Origin of the sequence: Vreelandella aquamarina, assembly GCF_044805175.1 — a bacterium.
Lineage (GTDB): Bacteria > Pseudomonadota > Gammaproteobacteria > Pseudomonadales > Halomonadaceae > Vreelandella > Vreelandella aquamarina_B.
On sequence record NZ_CP085232.1, the window covers coordinates 119,300 to 139,424 of the forward strand.

17 protein-coding genes are annotated in these 20,125 nt (G+C 55.1%); 16 read left to right on the forward strand and 1 reads right to left on the reverse strand.

Annotated features, from left to right (window positions below; all coding sequences use genetic code 11):
- The first annotated feature begins 23 nt into the window (after positions 1-23).
- The 16 genes from LG300_RS00565 to LG300_RS00640 all read left to right on the forward strand — a co-directional run bounded on the left by LG300_RS00565 (position 24) and on the right by LG300_RS00640 (position 19,505).
- Positions 24-1,298: a methyl-accepting chemotaxis protein gene (locus tag LG300_RS00565; RefSeq protein WP_404376500.1), complete on the forward strand. Its 1,275-nt coding sequence runs from the start codon at positions 24-26 to the stop codon at positions 1,296-1,298.
- A 70-nt stretch (positions 1,299-1,368) separates the two neighbouring features.
- Positions 1,369-3,546, forward strand: coding sequence for a methyl-accepting chemotaxis protein (locus LG300_RS00570; RefSeq protein ID WP_404376501.1), 2,178 nt, complete (start codon positions 1,369-1,371; stop codon positions 3,544-3,546).
- Complete coding sequence (gene cheR / locus LG300_RS00575; RefSeq protein ID WP_404376502.1) at positions 3,543-4,415, forward strand: protein-glutamate O-methyltransferase CheR; 873 nt, start codon at positions 3,543-3,545, stop codon at positions 4,413-4,415. Before LG300_RS00570 ends, cheR begins: the two co-directional genes overlap by 4 nt.
- Positions 4,416-4,499: 84 nt before the next feature.
- Positions 4,500-5,561, forward strand: a complete 1,062-nt coding sequence (locus LG300_RS00580) for a chemotaxis response regulator protein-glutamate methylesterase (protein ID WP_404376503.1) — start codon at positions 4,500-4,502, stop codon at positions 5,559-5,561.
- 50 nt (positions 5,562-5,611) lie between these two features.
- Positions 5,612-7,300, forward strand: coding sequence for a methyl-accepting chemotaxis protein (locus tag LG300_RS00585; RefSeq protein WP_404376504.1), 1,689 nt, complete (start codon positions 5,612-5,614; stop codon positions 7,298-7,300).
- 53 nt (positions 7,301-7,353) lie between these two features.
- Positions 7,354-7,743, forward strand: coding sequence for a chemotaxis response regulator CheY (gene cheY, locus LG300_RS00590; protein WP_404376505.1), 390 nt, complete (start codon positions 7,354-7,356; stop codon positions 7,741-7,743).
- Positions 7,744-7,785: 42 nt separating this feature from the next.
- Positions 7,786-8,481 (forward strand): protein phosphatase CheZ, encoded by a 696-nt coding sequence (gene cheZ / locus LG300_RS00595; protein ID WP_404376506.1) that lies wholly within the window; start codon positions 7,786-7,788, stop codon positions 8,479-8,481.
- A gap of 133 nt (positions 8,482-8,614) precedes the next feature.
- Positions 8,615-9,781, forward strand: a complete 1,167-nt coding sequence (gene flhB, locus LG300_RS00600) for a flagellar biosynthesis protein FlhB (RefSeq protein ID WP_404376507.1) — start codon at positions 8,615-8,617, stop codon at positions 9,779-9,781.
- Positions 9,778-11,862 (forward strand): flagellar biosynthesis protein FlhA, encoded by a 2,085-nt coding sequence (gene flhA / locus LG300_RS00605; protein WP_404376508.1) that lies wholly within the window; start codon positions 9,778-9,780, stop codon positions 11,860-11,862. Before flhB ends, flhA begins: the two co-directional genes overlap by 4 nt.
- A gap of 53 nt (positions 11,863-11,915) precedes the next feature.
- Positions 11,916-14,105, forward strand: a complete 2,190-nt coding sequence (gene flhF, locus LG300_RS00610; RefSeq protein WP_404376509.1) for a flagellar biosynthesis protein FlhF — start codon at positions 11,916-11,918, stop codon at positions 14,103-14,105.
- Positions 14,102-14,704: a hypothetical protein gene (locus LG300_RS00615; protein ID WP_404376510.1), complete on the forward strand. Its 603-nt coding sequence runs from the start codon at positions 14,102-14,104 to the stop codon at positions 14,702-14,704. The genes flhF and LG300_RS00615 overlap by 4 nt, the downstream gene beginning before the upstream one ends.
- A gap of 128 nt (positions 14,705-14,832) precedes the next feature.
- Positions 14,833-15,225 carry a flagellar protein FlhE gene (locus LG300_RS00620; RefSeq protein ID WP_404376511.1) on the forward strand — a complete coding sequence of 131 codons (393 nt, stop codon included), beginning with the start codon at positions 14,833-14,835 and terminating at the stop codon, positions 15,223-15,225.
- A 26-nt stretch (positions 15,226-15,251) separates the two neighbouring features.
- A complete protein-coding gene (locus LG300_RS00625) occupies positions 15,252-15,953 on the forward strand; it encodes an RNA polymerase sigma factor FliA (protein WP_404376512.1) in 702 nt (233 codons plus the stop codon).
- A gap of 39 nt (positions 15,954-15,992) precedes the next feature.
- Positions 15,993-16,808 (forward strand): motility protein A, encoded by an 816-nt coding sequence (locus tag LG300_RS00630; protein ID WP_404376513.1) that lies wholly within the window; start codon positions 15,993-15,995, stop codon positions 16,806-16,808.
- Between the two features lie 4 nt (positions 16,809-16,812).
- A complete protein-coding gene (locus LG300_RS00635; RefSeq protein ID WP_404376514.1) occupies positions 16,813-17,484 on the forward strand; it encodes a flagellar motor protein MotB in 672 nt (223 codons plus the stop codon).
- A 23-nt stretch (positions 17,485-17,507) separates the two neighbouring features.
- Positions 17,508-19,505 carry a diguanylate cyclase gene (locus LG300_RS00640; protein ID WP_404376515.1) on the forward strand — a complete coding sequence of 666 codons (1,998 nt, stop codon included), beginning with the start codon at positions 17,508-17,510 and terminating at the stop codon, positions 19,503-19,505.
- Between the two features lie 2 nt (positions 19,506-19,507).
- Here LG300_RS00640 and LG300_RS00645 read toward each other — a convergent pair whose 3' ends face one another.
- Positions 19,508-20,077, reverse strand: coding sequence for a hypothetical protein (locus tag LG300_RS00645; protein WP_404376516.1), 570 nt, complete (start codon positions 20,075-20,077; stop codon positions 19,508-19,510).
- Positions 20,078-20,125 lie beyond the last annotated feature (48 nt).

The window sequence follows — 20,125 nt, forward strand, 5'->3', positions numbered from 1 at the left end:
TGATACGGCTAGTACGTCAACTGATGAGTAACATGACCGTGCGTCTTAGTTGGGGGCTAGTGCTGGCCACCTTCTTCCTGCTGGTGATTATTGCCTGTGGCATCGGCTTTTACGTACTACACCACGGGACAACCATCGTTCAGAGTGCCAGTGAGCTTCAAGCGCAGCAGGTTGCGTTTATCACTTTTGCTGACCGCATCCGCTGGGTGCTGAGTGGGGTAGTGCTGATGACCATCGGCACGATGGTGGTTGTGGTGTGGGGGGTATCGGCCAACGTACTGCGTCCACTGGATCAGCTAGTCGGTTATTTTGAGCGCATGGCACAAGGCGACCTCAGTCAGCAGATTACCGTGCCTGGCAACAACGAAATCGGCAAGCTGTACAGTGCTATGACCCACATGCAGTCCTCACTGTCTGAGACGGTTAGTGTTGTCCGGCATAGCGGTACGACAATCTTTGAGCGCTCTCAGCATATTGCCAGTGGCAATAATGACCTTTCTTCCCGCACAGAGCAGCAAGCTTCCTCTCTTGAAGAGACGGCTTCCAGCATGGAGCAGCTTGCCTCTACTGTGAGTCATAATGCCGACAATGCACGGCAGGCGAGCCAGCTTGCTGAAGAGGCCACGCTCACGGCACATCGTAGCGGTGAAGAGGTTGATCACATCGTTGAAACCATGCAAGACATAAGTGCCAGCTCCCATCAGGTCGCAGATATTATTACGGTTATCGATAATATTGCTTTCCAAACTAATATTCTGGCTCTTAACGCTTCAGTGGAAGCCGCGCGGGCAGGCGAGCATGGTAAAGGGTTTGCTGTCGTTGCCCAAGAAGTACGCAGCCTAGCAAGTCGCAGTGCGAATGCCGCCAAAGAGATACGCACGCTGATTGATGCGTCCCTAGGCAAAGTAGATGCTGGGACACAGCGCGTTAACCAGGCAGGGCAGACCATGCAAGATTTGGTGGCTGCGGTGCAACGGGTTAGCGACATTATGGACGAGATCGCCTCAGCCTCCGCAGAGCAAAGCAATGGTATCGGTCAGGTTAACCAAGCGGTTGCCCAAATGGACCAAGTGGTGCAGCAAAACGCACAGCTAGTCCAGCAGGCAGCACGCAGTGCCAATGAACTTGAAAGTGAGGCGGCCCGCCTACGCGAAGCGGTCGAGCGCTTCCGCGTGGCCGGAAGTCAAGACGCACCACAGTCACGCGCGCCTAATCTCCCCCTGATTACGCAAACAGCACAGCAGCATCCACCCGCCACTCCGAAACAAAAAGTATCGGAAGAGTGGGAGGAGTTTTGACCCCGTGGGCTGCAGCTGTGCAAGGCCCCCAGTGGTGACCGCGTCAAAACATAAACAATAAGGCAGTAAAATGCGTAATAACCAGCCAGTGACTCAACGGGAAGTTGAGCTTCAACAAGACGACTTTCTTGTTTCACGCACGGATCTAAAAGGGCGTATTACCTATGCAAATCCGGCGTTTATTAAGATTAGCGGCTATCAACATGAAGAGCTGATAGGCGCCCCTCACAACCTGATACGCCACCCTGATATGCCACCGCCGGCATTTGAAAATTTATGGAAAACGATACAGGCGGGGGATACGTGGCGTGGGCTGGTAAAAAACCGCTGTAAAAACGGTGATCATTACTGGGTCGATGCCAGCGTGACACCGATTGTGGAAAACGATCAAGTCATTGGCTACACCTCTGTGCGGGTTCAGGCGAGTCGTGAAGCGATTGCGCAGGCTGAGCAGCGCTATGCCGAGATACGCGAAGGGCGTAATAAGCGACTCTATCTGGATAAAGGGCGTGTGCGTCAAAAGGGTGTATTACAGCGTATTAAACGCATTCGCCTTGACACGATTCGTGCCAAATTAATTGGCATGGTTATCGTGGCAGGGGCCTTGCTGGTGGCAAGCGGCGGCGTTGGTCTGTATGGCCTAAACGTGGCGGGAGAGCGACTAGGTGAGCTGAATAACGATGGCTTAAGAGATGTTATCCGGCTTCAGAAAATTGACCAAACGATTGCGCGCACACGCCAGGCCATGATTGAACCTGAGCGAATGGAACTGATTAGGCAGCGTTTCGAGATGGGCGAAACCGTTGAGGAGCGTGCGACTGAGATCGCTGAAACCTGGCAGGCGTATTACAGTCGTGGCGTCAATACAACGCCGTTAGACACCACATTCAACGATCAGCTGCAGACCTTTCTGACTGAGGGTATGAATCGGGCGGCAAGTGTGTTGCAGGCTGAAGAGACTTACCAAGCATTTACTGGCTTGGATAGTGTTATCCGCGTCATGAACGAGGAGGGTAGAGAGCTATCCTCTTTGGTAAATCAGCTGATTGCTCAAAAGCGAGATGCGGCTGAAGCGATGGCGGCAGAGGCAGAGCGTGGGCAAACTACCATGCTTAGCGTACAGGCCGGTGTGTTAGTCGCAGGACTGGTATTGCTCGTGCTGATTAGCATACTGACGCTGCGTTCTATCATTATGCCATTGAAGCGTGCATCGCGCTTTACGCTGCAGATCGCCGGCGGCAACTTGGCAGCCCGTGTGCCGGCCAAACGTCGCGATGAAATTGGCCAATTGATGGATTCTCTCAACACGATGCGGAAGAGCCTGAGTAACATCATTAGCGATGTAAAAAGCGGCATTGATGTCGTGACCCCAGCGGCTAAAGGCATTGCAAGCGGTAACGAAGCACTCTCTACACGAACTGAGCAGCAGGCGGCTTCACTGCAGCAAACCGCATCGAGTATGGAGGAGATGACTGCCACGGTACGTCAAAACAGCGAAAACGCTCAAGAAGCACGTCGTCTGGCCGATAGTAATGCAACTATGGTTACACAAACTGGCGAGTTGATGACACAACTAGTTGATAATATGCAGCGGATTACAAAAAGTTCGCAAAAAATGACTGATATTATCAATGTCATCGATTCGATTGCTTTTCAGACCAATATTTTGGCACTGAACGCGTCGGTGGAAGCAGCCAGGGCGGGCGAGCATGGCCGTGGGTTTGCTGTAGTTGCAGACGAAGTGCGTAAACTTGCCGGGCGTAGTGCCGGGGCTGCACAGGAAATCCGCACGTTAATTGATGGTTCGAACCAGGAAGTGAGCGTAGGAGCTGGCTTAGTTGAAAAAGCTGAGGCAGCAATTAGTGAGGTTGCGGAAGCCGCACGCAATGTCACTCAGATTATGCACGACATCTCGGCGGCTTCTGAGGAGCAAAGTAACGGCATTACGGAAGTGAACCAGGCCGTTGCAGAAATGGATCAAGCGACACAGCAAAACGCCCTAAGAGTTCAGGAAACTGCACGGGCAGCGATTGAACTAGAGCAGCAGGCAGGGCTGCTGTCGCTTTCCGTCGAAGCGTTTCGGCTTAATCAAAGTCCGTTGGCACCCGCTGGTTTACAGCCGCAGTTAGCGGCAACTCCTAAGGCGAAAGCATTGCCGACGGGGGCTGCACATAACAGCAGTGCCACACCGCCTGAGCCGGCTAAGAAACGGCAAACGGCCTCTGTAGAGGAGTGGGAAGAGTTTTGACAGACCAACGCGAACGGGGAGTTGACGCTAGCCAGTGGGCGTCCAGTGGGCAGATCGAACGAGATCTGGTGCTGACTGATGCTGATTTTTCGCGCATTCGAGAGCTGATTTACCAGCGTGCTGGCATTGTATTGGCTGAGCATAAGCGCGAGATGGTCTATAGCCGCTTAGCTAAGCGGCTGCGCCACCACGGCATGACGCGTTTTACCGACTACCTGTCGCGGTTGGAGCGTCAGCCTGACGCAAAAGAGTGGGAGGCGTTTACCAACGCTTTGACCACCAACTTAACCGCCTTCTTCCGTGAGTCGCATCACTTCCCGTTGTTGGCAGAGCATGTTAAGCATAAGCAGGAGCCGGTAACCATCTGGTGTTCAGCTGCCTCGACGGGGGAGGAACCCTACTCGATAGCCATGACGCTGCTAGAGACGCTCGGTGCGAAAGCATCGCAGGCGAAGGTGATTGCGACGGATATTGATACCGAGGCGCTCGCTAAAGCACGCAAAGGGATTTATCCCCAAGAGCAAGTGCGCAAGTTAGATGAAGCGCGAGTGAAGCGGTTCTTTCAAAAAGGCACTGGCAACCATATTGGCCTTGCCCGTGTAAGGCCTGAAGTCTCGGCGCTTGTGGAGTTTATGCCGCTTAATCTATTGGCCCCTCAGTGGCCAGTCAAAGGCCCTTTTGACGCGATATTTTGTCGTAACATCATGATTTACTTTGACAAAGAGACGCAGGCTAAGATTTTGAAGCGGTTTGCGCCGCTGATGAAACCGGATGGCTTGCTGTTTGCAGGGCACTCGGAGAATTTCTCGTATATCAGCGATGCGTTTAAGTTGCGTGGGCAAACGGTTTATACCCTCGCTAAAAAGTGAACAATAGACGTGAGCTCAGCTCCGCCCAGGGCACTTGTCCGCAGGGAGCGATGCCGCAATGGCTAACGTAAGAGGAGGCGTGCTTTGAGCGCAGCCAAGATCAAAGTGTTGTGCGTCGATGACTCGGCGCTGATTCGCGATTTGCTGACCGAAATCATTAACTCACAGCCAGACATGGAAGTTGTCGCTGTTGCGCCTGATCCTATCGCTGCCCGAGATCTGATCAAGCAGCATAACCCTGATGTACTGACACTTGATGTCGAAATGCCGCGGATGGACGGCCTCGACTTTCTGGAGCGCCTGATGCGCTTGCGCCCTATGCCAGTGCTCATGGTGTCATCACTGACCCAGAGCGGCTCGGAAATTACTCTGCGCGCGCTGGAGCTTGGTGCGCTGGATTTTGTGGCGAAGCCCAGCCTAGGCATTCGCAACGGCATGATGGAGTACGCCAACGAAATTGCTGAAAAACTACGTGCTGCTGCTCGTTCGCGCCCGCGTCAGGCGCGCCATAAAAACACCCCGCCACCGAGCCAACTAAAAGCACCGATGGTATCCAGTGAAAAGCTGATCATCATTGGTGCCTCCACGGGAGGCACTGAAGCGATTCGTGCTGTATTAGAGCCACTACCTGCTAATGCACCGGCCATTCTGATTACCCAGCATATGCCCGGTGGCTTCACACGCTCTTTTGCCGAGCGCCTAGACCGGCTGTGCCGCATTACCGTCAAGGAAGCTACGGATGGTGAGCGAGTTTTGCCCGGACATGCTTACATCGCGCCGGGAGATCAGCATTTGGAACTTGCCCGCAGTGGCGCTAACTATGTGGCACGTCTAAATGATGGCCCCCCGGTCAATCGTCATCGTCCTTCGGTGGATGTACTGTTCCACTCTGCTGCAAAGCATGCGGGTAAAAACGCCATTGGCGTTATTCTGACCGGCATGGGCAAAGACGGTGCCGTAGGCCTGTTAGAGATGCGTCAAGCTGGTGCACCAACGATCGCGCAAAACGAAGAGACATGCGTCGTTTTTGGCATGCCGCGAGAAGCGATTGCTATCGGCGGTGCTGTCGAAGTTGCTGCTCTAGACGATATACCATCACGGCTGATGGCCCTGGTGGCGGCTTCAGGGCGCGCCCAGCGCGTTTAAGTACCGGAAGTACTTCTCGGCTCATTTATTAACTAAGGGAAGCCATAACAATGACGCGTATGCTGCGCAATTTAAGTATTCATGCGACCGTGGTAATGGCACTAACTTGCCTGGTGGCGCTGATTCTAGTTGTGGCTGGCCTTGGGGTGTTAGCCGACCGTAATGCCCAGAGTAATTTAGCTGAGCTGCATCTTATCGGCAACGAACAGCTCAATGAGCTGAATCGCGCCGATTCGCTGCTTAACCAAGCCATGCTTGCGATGGAAACTGCCTCTAACCTGTTGATGGTAGGAAAAACACGCGAATCTAACAGACAGGTAGAGTTTGCAGCAGAGCGTATTGAGCGAGCAGAGCGCCGTTTCGATTTATACTTAGCGTCAGCTTTTACGTCTCAAAGTGAAGAGCTGAGTAATGAGGTCAATGAAAATTTCCGCACGGTACTTGCCCTCGTAAAGCAACAGCACGCTAGTTTTGAGTTTATGGACATTAATACGTTTAACCAGCTACGCGTCGAGCTAGCTGAACCACTCAACGCACTTTCTGAGAGTATTAATGCCTTTGTGGATTATGGCTTTGAGCGTGTTGAGGCCATCCGTATGGATGCTGAGGCTCAAGGTGATGTGTTCACATTAATTAGTGCATCAGCGGTAGGTTTAGCGCTGTTGATAACGTTGGCGATTTATATCGGCCTGCGCCGCACAGTGATCGCGCCACTCAACAACGCCGTGCAGCGGCTTGATCGTATCGCTGAGGCAGACTTAACGCAGCCGCTGCCAGATGCCGGAAAAAATGAAATTGGCCGTTTATTTGCGGCCATGGCCACCATGCAGCAAAACCTCAGTGCTACGGTGGCACGGGTGCGTGAAGGCAGCCGAGAAATACACCACGGCACCCGGGAAATCGCTAGTGGCAACGCCGATCTCTCCTCGCGCACCGAACAGCAGGCTGCCTCCATTGAGCAAACGGCTGCCAGCATGGAACAGATGACGGCCACCGTGAAGCAGAATGCCGATAATGCCCGTCAAGCCAGTACCCTGGCGGCTGATGCTTCCACCACGGCCGAGCAGGGTGGCCAGGTTGTTGAGCAGGTGGTGCAAACCATGCACGGTATTTCTACCAGCTCTCAAAAAGTGGCGGATATTACCAGCGTGATTGACTCCATCGCCTTCCAGACCAATATTCTGGCGCTTAACGCCTCGGTGGAAGCCGCGCGAGCTGGCGAGCAGGGGCGTGGTTTTGCGGTAGTAGCGGGAGAAGTTCGTAATTTGGCGAGCCGAAGTGCGGAGGCGGCGAAAGAGATTAAAGCCCTCATTGAGACTTCTGTTAGCCAGATTAACCAAGGTTCGTCTCTGGTAGAACAGGCTGGTCGTACCATGACGGATGTGGTGACTGCCGTGCGGCGAGTAACTGATATCATGGACGAAATCTCTGCAGCTTCTCAGGAGCAGAGCGACGGTATAGAGCAGGTGAGTCAAGCGGTGGGCCAGATGGACCAGGTCACGCAGCAGAATGCTGCGCTGGTGCAACAGGCAACCGCCGCCGCTGCATCACTAGAAGAGCAGGCCAACCGATTAGAAGAAGCGGTCGCGGTGTTTCAGGTGCTAGGGGCGCAGCAGGCAATAGAAGCACAGCCTGCGCGTTCGCCCGCTCCTAGAGTATCGGCTGCTCCTTCAATGGTAGCTCCGCCTGCTCGTCGAGCAGCTAACCAACAGCACCACGAAGAGTGGGAAGAGTTTTAACCCTGACTGAATTGACAGTCACCCAATAGATGTCGTTATTGAGAGGATGACCAATGGCCGATAAGAACATGAGTTTCTTGGTAGTAGATGACTTCCCCACCATGCGCCGGATCGTCCGCAGTCTGCTGAAAGAGCTAGGCTTTACCAACGTTGAAGAAGCTGAAGATGGTCAGGATGCGCTTAATAAGCTGCGCGCAGGTAACTTTGAGTTTGTGGTTTCTGACTGGAACATGCCCAACCTAGACGGTTTGGAAATGCTGAAAGAGATACGCCAGGACGATGCGCTGAAAGATCTGCCGGTACTGATGGTAACGGCCGAAGCAAAAAAAGAGAATATTATTGCCGCCGCTCAAGCAGGTGCTAACGGTTATGTCGTCAAGCCGTTCACGGCCGCTACCCTAGAAGAGAAGCTGAATAAAATCTTCGAGAAAATGGGTAAATGAAGCGGCTGAGCCAAGGTGCTCGGTTAACGAGGAGATAACATAATGAGCCAGAATGAGCAGGGTGGTTCTGCCCAACTGTCCGAAGAAGCCGCTGAAGACTTGATCTTTCGCATTGGTAAGCTTACCCGCATGCTGCGTGACAATATGCGGGAGCTGGGCCTAGATAAGGAGATCGAGAAGGCTGCTGAGGCAATTCCGGACGCCCGCGACCGACTGCACTACGTCGCGACGATGACCGAACAGGCCGCTGACCGTGCGCTAAATGCCATTGATCGAGCTCAGCCATTGCAAGATCAGTTGTCAGCACGTGCCGAAGCACTTGATAAGCAGTGGGCTGAGTGGTTTGAAGCTCCCAAGGAGTTAGACGACGCTAAGACGCTGGTTAAAGAGACGCGCACTTACCTGAGCGATGTGCCGGAAATCACCGCAGCGACGAACAAAGAGCTGTTGGATATTATGATGGCGCAGGACTTCCAAGACCTCACTGGCCAAGTCATCAAAAAAATGATGGACGTGATCCGCGAGATCGAACATCAGCTGGTACAGGTACTGATCGATAACGTGCCCGGTGTTGAGGCTCGTGAATCGATGCAGCGCAAAGCCGAAGATCAGTGGAAAAACGAGAAAGCCCGCCGCAATGAGGAGCTTCTGAATGGGCCGCAGGTAAAAGATAACGCTCCCGATGTGGTGACCGGCCAAGATCAGGTAGACGACTTATTGGACGAATTAGGCTTTTAATGCTGGGTTATTAGCACATTGTAACCTGCTGCATCTGGCACAATAGGTAAACTGTTCAGCCGTCCTTTAGGGCGGCTGAATTTATGGTATGCCCTATTTTGGTCAACTGACCACTTGTCAGCCGGATAACAGCATGGCAGATAACGACAGCGATCAGGAAAAAACCGAAGAGGCCACACCCAGGCGACTAGAAAAAGCTCGGGATGAGGGGCAGGTACCCCGATCCCGTGAGCTGACGACCTTCATGATGCTCCTGGGAGGCGTGATTGGGCTGTGGGGCATGGGGAAAATGCTTTATGACCAGCTCGGGATGGTGATGGAGCAGGCATTTTTGTTTGAGCGCCGCCATGCCATGGAAAGCACTCCCATGCTAGTCAATGCATTAGACCTTGGGCAGCGTACTCTTATCGCTATGCTGCCGCTTTTTCTGCTGCTAACAGTGATTGCGCTGATTGCACCCGCGCTATTGGGAGGGTGGCTTATTTCGGCGAAGTCGTTGCAGCCCAAGTTCTCAAAACTAAATCCGGTGTCAGGACTAAAACGCCTTTTTTCTGCTCAAGCGCTTGCGGAGCTTGCCAAAGCGATTGCCAAATCCATCTTGGTCGGCAGTGTGGCCGCTGGCTTTTTATATTTTAATATTGGCAAATTGTTAGGGCTAATGGATCAGCCCGTACAGCAGGCGTTGGTCAGTGCCTTGAATATGTCGGCCTTAGCGGCAGGCCTAATGGTACTGGCATTGATTGTTGTCATTCTCATTGATGTGCCCTTCCAGCTGTGGAATAACGCTAAACAGCTGCGCATGACCAAAGAAGAGGTGAAGCAGGAGCATAAAGATTCTGAAGGCGACCCCCAGGTGAAGGGCCGTATTCGCCAGCAGCAGCAAGCGATGGCCCGTGGACGCATGATGAGCAAAGTCCCTGAAGCGGATGTCATTATCACCAACCCGACCCACTATGCGGTTGCGTTGGTATACCAAGAGGGGCGTATGGGCGCCCCTCGGCTGGTGGCTAAAGGGGCCGATGTGGTGGCTGCCCGTATCCGTGAGATTGGTGAGGAGGCTGGCGTCCCGCAATTGGAAGCGGCACCTCTGGCTCGTGCTCTGTATCATCATGTCGACTTAGAGGCCGAAGTGCCCGCTGAACTATACACCGCCGTGGCCGAAGTCATGGCCTGGGCCTACCGCCTGAAGCATGTTGCAAAAGAAGGAGGTGAAGTGCCCCCCACACCTGATAACTTACCGGTCCCCCCGGAAATGGACAGTCCCGGCCGCCGTGCCGATGGCAATGAGGCGCAACCATGAAAGGCTTAAGCCAGCTGATTAATCAGCGCGACTGGATGAACGATGTGAGCATGAAACTGCTCGCCGGTCCGCTGTTGATCTTGATGATCCTGGGCATGATGATTCTGCCCCTGCCACCGTTTGCGCTGGATTTACTGTTTACTTTCAACATCGCGCTCTCGATTATGGTGCTGCTCGTCAGCATGTTTGCTGAGAAACCGCTGGACTTCGCCGCGTTTCCGGCCGTGCTGCTGTTTACCACGCTACTGCGTCTTTCACTGAACGTCGCCTCGACCCGTGTCGTATTGATGGAGGGGCACGAAGGGGGAGATGCCGCCGGAAAGGTTATAGAAGCCTTTGGTACCTTCCTGGTCGGCGGTAATTTTGCGGTAGGCCTGGTCGTTTTCCTCATCCTGGTGATTATCAACTTTATGGTAATCACCAAGGGGGCCGGTCGTATTGCTGAAGTAGGCGCTCGCTTCGTGCTAGACGCCATGCCTGGTAAGCAAATGGCCATCGACGCCGACCTGAATGCCGGCCTGATTGGCGAAGATGATGCGAAAAAACGCCGCGCTGAAGTCGCTCAAGAAGCGGACTTTTACGGCTCGATGGACGGTGCCAGTAAGTTCGTCCGCGGCGATGCCGTGGCAGGTCTGGTTATCATGGTGGTGAATATTATTGGTGGCCTGCTGATCGGTATGATGCAGCACGACCTGGGGTTTGCCGATGCCGCCCGCACATACACGCTGCTAACGATTGGCGATGGCCTCGTCGCCCAGATTCCGGCACTGGTGATTTCCACCGCGGCGGGCGTGACCGTGTCACGGGTAAATACCGAGCAGGACGTTGGTCAGCAGATGATCAGCCAGCTGTTTGTAAACCCTCAGGTGATGATTCTGGCAGCTATGGTCATGGGTCTATTAGGCCTTGTTCCCGGTATGCCTAATCTTGTTTTCCTGATTTTTACGGCGCTGTTGGGTGGCTTAGCCTGGTATCTGATTCGCAGAAAAGAGCAGACGCTGGTCAAGGAGGAGATCTCCGCAGCAGCTCCACCACCTGTGCAAGAAACGCCCGAAGCCAGTTGGGAAGACGTTCAATTGGTAGATACGCTCGGTTTAGAGGTGGGGCATCGCTTGATCCCGCTGGTGGATTCCCGCCAGAAGGGAGAGCTGCTGGGTCGTATTAAAAGCGTGCGCAAGAAATTTGCCCAAGAAGTGGGCTTTCTGCCCCCAGTGGTGCATATCCGCGATAACTTAGAGCTGCCGCCTAATACCTATGTGCTGTCGCTGAAAGGTGCTGAAATTGGCCGTGCAGAGGCGCAGCCCGGCAAATGGCTGGCGATTGATCCTGGTCAGGTCTCTGGGGAGCTACAGGGCACACCTACTCAAGACCCTGCCTTTGGCCTGCCCGCAGTATGGATCGACGCTAGCCAGCGGGAACACGCCCAGGTATATGGCTACACAGTAGTAGATGCTAGCACCGTGATTGCGACGCATCTGAATCACTTGCTGCATCGCCACTCACCAGAAATGTTGGGGCGCCAGGAGGTGCAAAAGCTGCTCGACAAGCTGGGCGAGGATCAAAAGTCGCTGGTCGAAGAGGTGGTGCCAAAGGCCATTTCTCTCACCGTACTGCAGCGCATTTTGCAGAATTTGCTGGATGAAGATGTCTCAATTCGTGATATGCGCACCGTGCTCGACACCCTGGCCGAGTATGCAGGCCAGCAGAAAGACCCCAACGAACTGACGGCGTTGGTGCGTATTGCGCTAGGTAGGGCCATTACTCAGCAGTGGTTCGCTGGCCAGGATACGCTGCACGTGATGGGCTTGGATGCTCAGCTAGAGCAAGTGCTGTTGCAAGCGATGAATGGCAATGGTGCTATGGAACCAGGTCTTGCGGATACCCTGATGAACCAGGCACAGCAGGCGCTTGAGCGTCATGAAAGTAGCGGTGAAGCCCCTGTCTTAGTGGTTCAGCACTCTCTGCGCGCTGTGCTGTCACGCTTCTTACGACGGCGCTTGCGCCATTTAGTGGTGATGTCCCAGGCGGAAATTCCCGACGACCGCACGCTGCGGGTCACCACGCTAGTGGGTGGTCGCTAATGACATCTCTCCATACTGTCCGTAGCCTTTCACGTTTAGGCAACAGGTGAAACATGAGCGTTAGACGTTTTGTCGGAGCAAACAGCCGCGACGTAATGCGCCAAGTGCGCGAAGTGTTAGGCGAAGATGCATTAATAGTTGCAAATCGCCGCACCGAAGGCGGCGTTGAAATTCTCGCCATGGCGGACGATGCGGTGGATCAATTCGACCCGTCGCCTTCTACGCCAGCGGCTGAGCCGAAGGCTAGTGCTACACCCGCTCCCACCTTTTCTCTACCGAAGCAGCCAGATCCTCTTGAAGCGATGAGTGAGCGCCTGCTGCGGGAAATGCAGGATATGCGCGAACTGCTGGCCCGCCGGCAGCTGGAGCCAACGGCACAAAGCGGTGCAGACACGACCTATGAGCACCTGCGGCAGCTGATGGTGCGAATTGGCTTTAGCGCTGAGCTAAGCGAAGAAGTACTGGAAGCGCTGCCAGATGCGCTGAGCGCGCAGACTACCGATGATGTGCCGCTGAACTGGCTGCGCGAACAGCTCATGGCGCGGCTTAACGTGCTCAAGCACGAAGAGAGCTTCTTTGATCAGACGGGCATCGTTGCGTTGGTTGGCCCTACGGGGGTAGGTAAAACGACCACCACCGCCAAACTCGCGGCTCGCTTCGTGATGCGCCACGGCACCCGTCCAGTGGCGCTGGTGACCACGGATAGCTTCCGTATCGGTGCTCATGAGCAGCTGCGTATTTATGCACGGCTCCTGGATACGCCAATGTACGCCCTGGATGCTGAGCAACCCATTGATGAACTGGTTGGTCGGCTGCAAGGCAAACAGTGGGTGATTATCGATACCGTGGGGATGAGCCAGCGTGATCAACGGGTGATTGAGCAGATAGCTCATTTGCAGGGTGGCAAGTCTACCGTGCGGCTGGTACTGCTGCTGAATGCCGCCAGCCAACCTGAAACGCTGGAAGAGGTCGTGCTGCGCTACCGCCAAGCGGCGAGGGCCGCTGGCGCTGAGTTAGACGACTGCATCATTACAAAGCAAGATGAAGCGGGGCGGCTGGCGCCGGTATTGGATATTGTCATGCGCCACGGTATGCGGGTGCTATTTGGCTCGTATGGGCAGCAGGTGCCGGAAGATATGGCCGTTGCAACACCACAAGCGCTGGTTGACCAGGCGCTGGCAGCACGCACGGCAGGAGCTGAACGTACCCCTGCCCCCGGCCCGGTTGGCCTGCCGCGCTGGTCGCGGGATGTACTGGGCCAGGGGCGCCGGCTCTCATCGGTGCTGTCGCGCCTGCGCCAGCGGGTTGCCGATTTTCAACTACTGGAAGCTGCTTGGGACATCGCCTCACTGCCAGGGGTAATACAAGACCAGCGCTTAGATGAGCTATTGGCAGGAGCTGACGCTGCCAACAGTGCACTGGGTATTGTCTGGTCACCACGCCGCAACGAGCGTGGCTGCGACTGGTCGATGCCGGATGTCTCTCTTAACGAACAAGGGGCTTGGCTGGCACTAACTCGTTTACAGCACCGCCAACCAGCGGGCTGGCAGCCGCGCTTAGCCAACTGCGCGGGAGATGTTGCAGTTCATCTGCTACCCATCCTGCCAGACGCTGAGGCGCTGTCTTGGCTAACCGCCCAGCATCTGACATGGGTCAGCATGGTGCCCGCCAGCCAGCGTATACACTGCCAAGGCGAGCGCCAAACCCTACGGACGCTATTCCAAGAGAGCACGTTAACTCATAGCGTTGACATTCGTTTCCGTGGGCAACAGATGCAGTTATCCAGTGCCTATGTGGAAGCGCAGGGTATGTCAGGTAACCCCGTGCTGGCATGGGTTGGTGAGATACGCGACCCTGAAAGCGCCAAACGCGTGGCACGGCGCTACTGGCTAACCCCCGCGCACCTGGGCAGTGATGTACTAACGCTGTTGATAACACAGTTACAGAGCGAAGGGTTAGCACCGCTCACTAAGCGTGCCTGGCAGCAACTCAAAGACGCTGATAGTGGTGAAGTCAGCAGCGAGCTACGTCTGTTAATGGCCAGTGGCGCAGCCGCAGTAGCAGGGCATTTAGATATCGCTGACGATGAGGATGCCCAGGTACTACGGGCCGATCTGTTGCGCTTGCTAGGTACTCGTAGAAAGCGTCGCGACACCGCACTACTAGATGCTTTGGTACATGTGTTAATGGCCCGCGATGCTATTCGCCAGCTAGGTAGCGTAAGTCGTGAGGGCCTGATATGAGTGGCCAGGATCAGGCGGCCGGCCTGCGCAAATGGGCTGATTTACAGCGCCAGCAGCGTGATGCGGAGGAGGGTGCCGACACCACGCTATCTGACGAGGAGATACCCGCTGCAGAACCGGTGAGTGCTGAGGAGGCCTCCGCCCACGCGCAAGAGGTTATGTCACCCACGGTGGCTGCAGCAACGGAGTCAGCGACGGTCGCGCCACCTAAGCCTAAAAGGCCATTAGTAGTGGTAGGTTTGCCCTATAAGGGGGCCGCTCAGGTGGATAAAGTGCGAGGGCGGCTTGGTCAGTGGTCCGCGCTAGGGCGGCAGTGGGCTGGCGACCCGCAGGACTGGGATATTCACATCGCCATGCCGGATAGCGACTCGCTGGCCGACTTAGCCGAGCGTTACACTCGCTGGGCGCTATGGGTAAACAGTGATGCTGACGCCTTTGCCACCATGTACCGTGCATTGCGCCAATTACGTGAGCATGGTGGCCCGCAGCACTTACTGGCCCTGCACGAACCCCATTTGCCGCGCCAGGGGCTGCTGAATAATTTGCGGGATGCCGCCGCCCACTATTTAGATATTGAGCTACTGCTGCTGGCGCGTTAGCGCTGGGCTGAGGAAGGCTTTCGCTAAAGGGGAGCGCAATGCAGAGTTGGGGAAGTGGGAAAGTCAACGCTAATGTCACCGCATTAAAGGCATTGATAAAAATAGCGAAGCTGATAACAGTAAAAAGAGTGAGCTGCGCGCTACTAATGGTAGGGTTAGGGAGTACTGTACTGAGTGCTCAAGCGGCAACGGGTAGCTGGAGTCGTCAAGTGCCCAGCGTGCTGGTAGCAATGAGTGATCGTACTAGCAGTAGCCAGTCTATTTTACCACCGCAGACAATAGAGCTTAACGAAGCCACGCTGACACGAATTCAATGGCGTTTTGAATCACCACCGGGAACCCCTATCAACGCATGGTTATGCCACCCAGAGCAGTGTGTTGTGCTGACTAGCATGCGTGGTAGTACCACGGCGTTGTCGGGCATGCAGGCCAATGCACCCCTGCACTTCCGGTTTGCATTGCAGCCAGGGCAGCGTCCTGTACGAATACAGGGGTTGCAAGTGATTGTGAACTACCAGTAAAGGTTGTTAAGCCGCGAGGCGCGAGGATGTATACAGCACAAGGCAAGATCAAACAGAGTGAGCTGTTAACCCAATACATGCCACTGGTGAGACGTCAAGCCTTAACGCTGCAGGTAAGGTTGCCCGCGAGTATTGAACTTGATGATCTAATCCAAGCAGGCATGGTGGGGCTATTAGAGGCGCTAGGGCGCTTCGACGCGGCTCAAGGGGCAACATTTGCCACCTTTGCTAGCCAGCGCATCCGTGGCGCGATGATGGACGAGCTACGTACCCGCGACTGGCTGCCCCGCAGCGTGCGCCGCTCGGCGCGAGCGGTAGATGATACCGTGCGTCGCTTAGAGCAGCAGTATGGACGCCCCCCGGAAGAGGGGGAGATCGCCCGTGAGCTGGGAATGCCGCTAAGTGAGTATCAGCAATTGCTCAACGACACTAACAGTGGGCAGCTTCTGCCGTTTGAAGCGTTGATCGCTGATGGCTGTGAGCCTGCGGGGGATGAAGCACATAGCCGCCCCTTTGAGCAACTGCTCGATGAGCAACAGCGGCAAACGCTGATTGAAGCCATTGAGGCACTGCCTGAGCGGGAAAAGTTGCTAATGGCGCTGTACTACCAAGAAGAGATGAACTTAAAAGAAGTAGGTGCCGTGCTAGGCGTGACTGAATCACGGGTATCGCAGCTTCACAGCCAAGCGGTAAGCCGGCTGCGCGCCCGTTTGCACGAAACGAATTAACCCTCTCACTCACTAACCATAACCGGCGAGGAGCCGTTGATGAATCCATCTACGCTGATCGGTATATTTGCCAGCATGCTGCTGCTGGTAAGCGTTCTATTTTTTACCGCAGAGTCGCCCGAGAGCTTTCTTAACCTCCCGGGGCTTGCCATTGTGATCACCGGTACGCTGGCGGCGACGTTCATCAGCTACCCGCTGAAGGAAGTGCTGCGTGTTGTACGTTTGGTAGGCTTGGTGTTCCGGCGTGAAAATACTTACGTCCGTGACGATATCAACGAACTGGTGGCCATGTCGCGGCTATGGTTCAAGGGGGATGTAAGAGCGGTTGAGAAAGAGTTGGAACACACCCGCAACCCGTTTTTGCGTACTGGTATCCAACTGGTGATTGCTAACACCAAAGAGGATGAAATCTTCGACATGCTGCGCTGGCGTATCGCACGGCTAAAAGCCCGTGAACATGCCGAAGCCCAGATTTTTCGCACCATGGCGACCTATGCGCCGGCCTTCGGCATGATTGGTACTCTAGTGGGTTTGGTCAACATGCTGGAAGTTATGGATGCGGGTGACCTAGAAGTGATAGGACCACGAATGGCTGTGGCCCTGCTGACCACTTTCTATGGCATTCTGCTGGCCAACTTGGTGTTTAAACCGATAGCCGTAAAGCTAGAGCGGCGTACCGAAGAGCGCCTCATTACCATGAACATGGTGCTAGAAGGTATTTCGCTCATCACGAAGCGCCGTCTGCCGTCGTTTATTGAAGAGACGCTGAACTCCTTTGTGGCCAACTACCACGACGAAATCCGTGATCCTAACGTTAAGCCTCGGCCCGATATGGGTTCTGCACTAAAAGGGTAGCGCCATGCTCGACCGCGACTCACGGCACGCTTTGGAGCTTCCCGACGCCTCAGGAGAGGGTGACGAGAGCTGGCTCACCAGTTATCTGGATGTATTAACGCTGCTGATCACCCTGTTTGTACTACTGCTGGCGCTTACACCGTCTGGCGGTGGTGAAGGGAGTGAGAGTAGTGCTATGGAGCCCGCGAGTGCTGTCATGTCACTACCGCTGGCGAGTTTAGCCACCGGCATACACCCTCGCCATGACGGCTTACAGCCCCAAATGGCGGGGCTCGATATACCAGGGGTCAGTGTTTCTCAGGGGCAGGAAGGGGTCACGCTACGCATTGATGATAGTCTTTTATTCCCCAGTGGCAATGATGTGCTAACGCCCCAGGGGCAAGCTGTGTTAGAACGGCTCTCCTCGGTGCTACAGAGCTTTGATGGCCAAATCTCTGTTGAAGGCCACACTGACAATGTACCGATCTCGACCGCTCGATTTCCGTCTAACTGGGAACTCTCAGTAGGGCGAGCCATCGCAGTGGTACGCCAGTTAGAGCGGCAAGGTATTGCCATTTCACGTATGCGGGCCGTCGGCTATGCCGACACCCAACCCATGGAAAGTAACGCTACTGCGGAAGGACGAGCTGCCAACCGACGCGTTGAGCTGTTGCTGAAGCAACAGGTCGAGGGGTAAAGAGATATCTCGAGGCTATCTTCGTGTCGAAGCAACGTTCGCTACTTCAGTCGTTTGGCGCCGTTATGGTGTTGGATGAGGAGTGCAGGCACATTCAAGCGGTGAGTAACAATCTCACCCAGTTGCTGTGTATGTCCGAACAACCGCATCAACAACTCACATTAAGTGATGTTTTGGGCAAACGGCTAAGCCAGCGACTATGCAAAGAGCTTCAGGGGCAACAGCGATTAACGGGGCCATTGGCGTTTAGCCGTGGCACAACCCGCTTTCAACTGCACGCTTACCGTACTGACGGTAGCGTGGTAGTCGAGATTGAGCCGTTAAGCCCGCTGGGCAAACGTCGCTTATTGGGTACGGTTAACGAGCGGCTAATGCGCCTTGCTGAAGCGACCCAGCAAGAAGAGCTGTTGGATTACCTGGTAACGGCGGTGCAGCAGCTAACTGGCCATGATCGTGTCTCTGTTTGCCACTTTGATACCGACTGGCATGGATTGATTGTTGCAGAGACGCGAGGAAAACAGCTGCCTGCCCTGCTAGGGCAGCGCTTTCCGGCCAGTGATTTTCCCCTTACGCTACGGCGCGCCTATGAACACCATCCGGTGCGGCTTATCGAAGATGTTGATGCGCCTAGCGAGCGGCTGGTACCAAGTGATATAGGCGTCAATCTGCGCCACTGCTTCCTACGCGCGCCCGCTCCAGCCCGTCAGCGCTGTTTACGGCATCTCGGTGTGCGAGGAGCGCTAAGTATGGCTATGCAGGGGGATACCGGCCTGTGGGGGCTGCTGTTTTGTCACTCGGCCGCTCCCCATCCCGTTGCACCGCCGGTGCGAGATGCGGTACGCGCGCTGGTGCAAATAGCCACCCAGCGGCTGCTATTGCTTAGGGCGCGTCAAGAAGCGCGCTATCTACAGCGCGTTCAGGAGAGCTTGGTACTGTCGGCTAACGCCCGTTTAGAGCCACAAAGCCCCCAGGAAATCATTCATCAGCAGGCTGAAACATGGCGTTTGCTATTTCGTGCCCACGGGGTCGCGTTATGGCTGCAAGGCAGTGTATACACAAGTGGAAATACACCGGATTCACCCACCATTGGCCAGTTTGTTAAGCGACTTGAGAAAGCGCATCAGCACAGTGGCCCCTGGTGTACGCGAGGGGTTGCGGCTGAGCCGCTCACCTCATCACTTTGTATGCCTGAACAGTGCGGTATTCTCGCCGTGCCGCTGCCGATGAACCCGGCACAGCGTGGCTGGTTACTCTTCTTTCGCCCAGAGCAGGTAGAAACCCTGTATTGGGCGATGCAGCCAGCCACGGTGCCGCAGCCTGCCGTTATGATGGCGCCTTCCGCCGCCTGGCGTGAAGAAGTGGTGGGCAAAAGTGAGGCGTGGCAGCGTGTTGAGCGTCTTGCTGCCAAGGACCTGGGGGAGGATCTAACCCTGGCGATTTCCGCCTACGAAATTAGCATGTTGAATATGCACTTGGAGCGAGAGCGCAAAGCGTTAGCTGATGCCAACCAGCGCCTAGAGCAACTGGCGCATTTTGATCCACTTACCCAGGTATGGAACCGTTACCGTATTGAACAGGCTATTGATGCCGAGCTGGCTGCCGCTAAACGCTATGGGGCCACGTTTGCTCTGTTACTGTTTGATGTTGACCGTTTCAAGCAAATTAACGACACCCATGGCCACCATATAGGCGACGACGTGCTCGTGTCGTTGGCTCGCCTAGTGGAAAGTTCGCTGCGTGGCTGCGATCACCTGGGCCGTTGGGGCGGTGAAGAGTTCGTGGTACTGGCTACTCACTCTGACATGGAAGCGGCGGTAGGGCTTGCCGAGCGCCTGCGTGGCTTGGTGGCGACCCTACAAGTGGAGGGTGTTGAGCAGCCGATTACCGTTAGCATTGGTGTTGCTGTCTGGCAGCCAGGCGATAGCTGTAAAACGCTAATGGCCCGAGCTGATGCCGCTATGTATCAAGCCAAGCACAGCGGCCGTAACCGAGTCGAGGTTGCGGAAGAGAGCGCGTTTTAGCGCTAGCGATCAGGTGCCTCTGGAAGCGAGGCGCCACGACACAGCGACTGCATACGCTCAATGGCATCGCCAGCCCCTTCCAGGCTAAAGGTCATGTACCACGGTTCCTGCTCATTCTGGTCGAAACCTAAAAATAGCTGTTGGCCCGCCTGCATCTCAGCAATCAGTGTGGTCATATCGCTCAAGTAAAAATGAGCGTAAAAACCGTTGTCGCCCCGCTCGGTAATAAACTCCGCCATCGTATCGACGATAGGGTGGTCATCAATCCGTAGCCGTGTGGGCACTAGGTTTACCGCGCGGCTCTCCCCCTGTTGCTGCGCTAGGGAGACACGCATCTCCAGCCACGGTAAATCGCATACCCCTTGAGTCGTGTTCAGGCTTAGGGTGGCATCGGTGTAGCTATGGGTCTCGACGGCGCGGAAGTGGCGCTCTTCGCCTAAGGTGAGCGACATCGATTGCCAGTGCCTGTGGGTTTCCATCGATTCCACATTAAAGGTCGCGGCCAACGCGGGCGGTGCCGTGGCCAGCAGCATGGCAGCGGCTACGAAAATGGAGGTTTTGAAACGGGCCATAGGTCGTACCGTCATTGAAAACCCTAAGCCTATAGTGTGTTGGGAATA

Coding starts and splice junctions, on each gene's coding strand:
- LG300_RS00630 (WP_404376513.1), top strand. CDS start 15,993: ATGAATCCATCTACGCTGATCGGTATATTTGCCAGCATGCTGCTGCTG.
- LG300_RS00615 (WP_404376510.1), top strand. CDS start 14,102: ATGAGTGGCCAGGATCAGGCGGCCGGCCTGCGCAAATGGGCTGATTTA.
- cheY (WP_404376505.1), top strand. CDS start 7,354: ATGGCCGATAAGAACATGAGTTTCTTGGTAGTAGATGACTTCCCCACC.
- LG300_RS00645 (WP_404376516.1), bottom strand. CDS start 20,077: ATGGCCCGTTTCAAAACCTCCATTTTCGTAGCCGCTGCCATGCTGCTG.
- LG300_RS00570 (WP_404376501.1), top strand. CDS start 1,369: ATGCGTAATAACCAGCCAGTGACTCAACGGGAAGTTGAGCTTCAACAA.
- flhB (WP_404376507.1), top strand. CDS start 8,615: ATGGCAGATAACGACAGCGATCAGGAAAAAACCGAAGAGGCCACACCC.
- flhF (WP_404376509.1), top strand. CDS start 11,916: ATGAGCGTTAGACGTTTTGTCGGAGCAAACAGCCGCGACGTAATGCGC.
- cheZ (WP_404376506.1), top strand. CDS start 7,786: ATGAGCCAGAATGAGCAGGGTGGTTCTGCCCAACTGTCCGAAGAAGCC.
- LG300_RS00625 (WP_404376512.1), top strand. CDS start 15,252: ATGTATACAGCACAAGGCAAGATCAAACAGAGTGAGCTGTTAACCCAA.
- flhA (WP_404376508.1), top strand. CDS start 9,778: ATGAAAGGCTTAAGCCAGCTGATTAATCAGCGCGACTGGATGAACGAT.
- LG300_RS00635 (WP_404376514.1), top strand. CDS start 16,813: ATGCTCGACCGCGACTCACGGCACGCTTTGGAGCTTCCCGACGCCTCA.
- LG300_RS00565 (WP_404376500.1), top strand. CDS start 24: ATGAGTAACATGACCGTGCGTCTTAGTTGGGGGCTAGTGCTGGCCACC.
- LG300_RS00585 (WP_404376504.1), top strand. CDS start 5,612: ATGACGCGTATGCTGCGCAATTTAAGTATTCATGCGACCGTGGTAATG.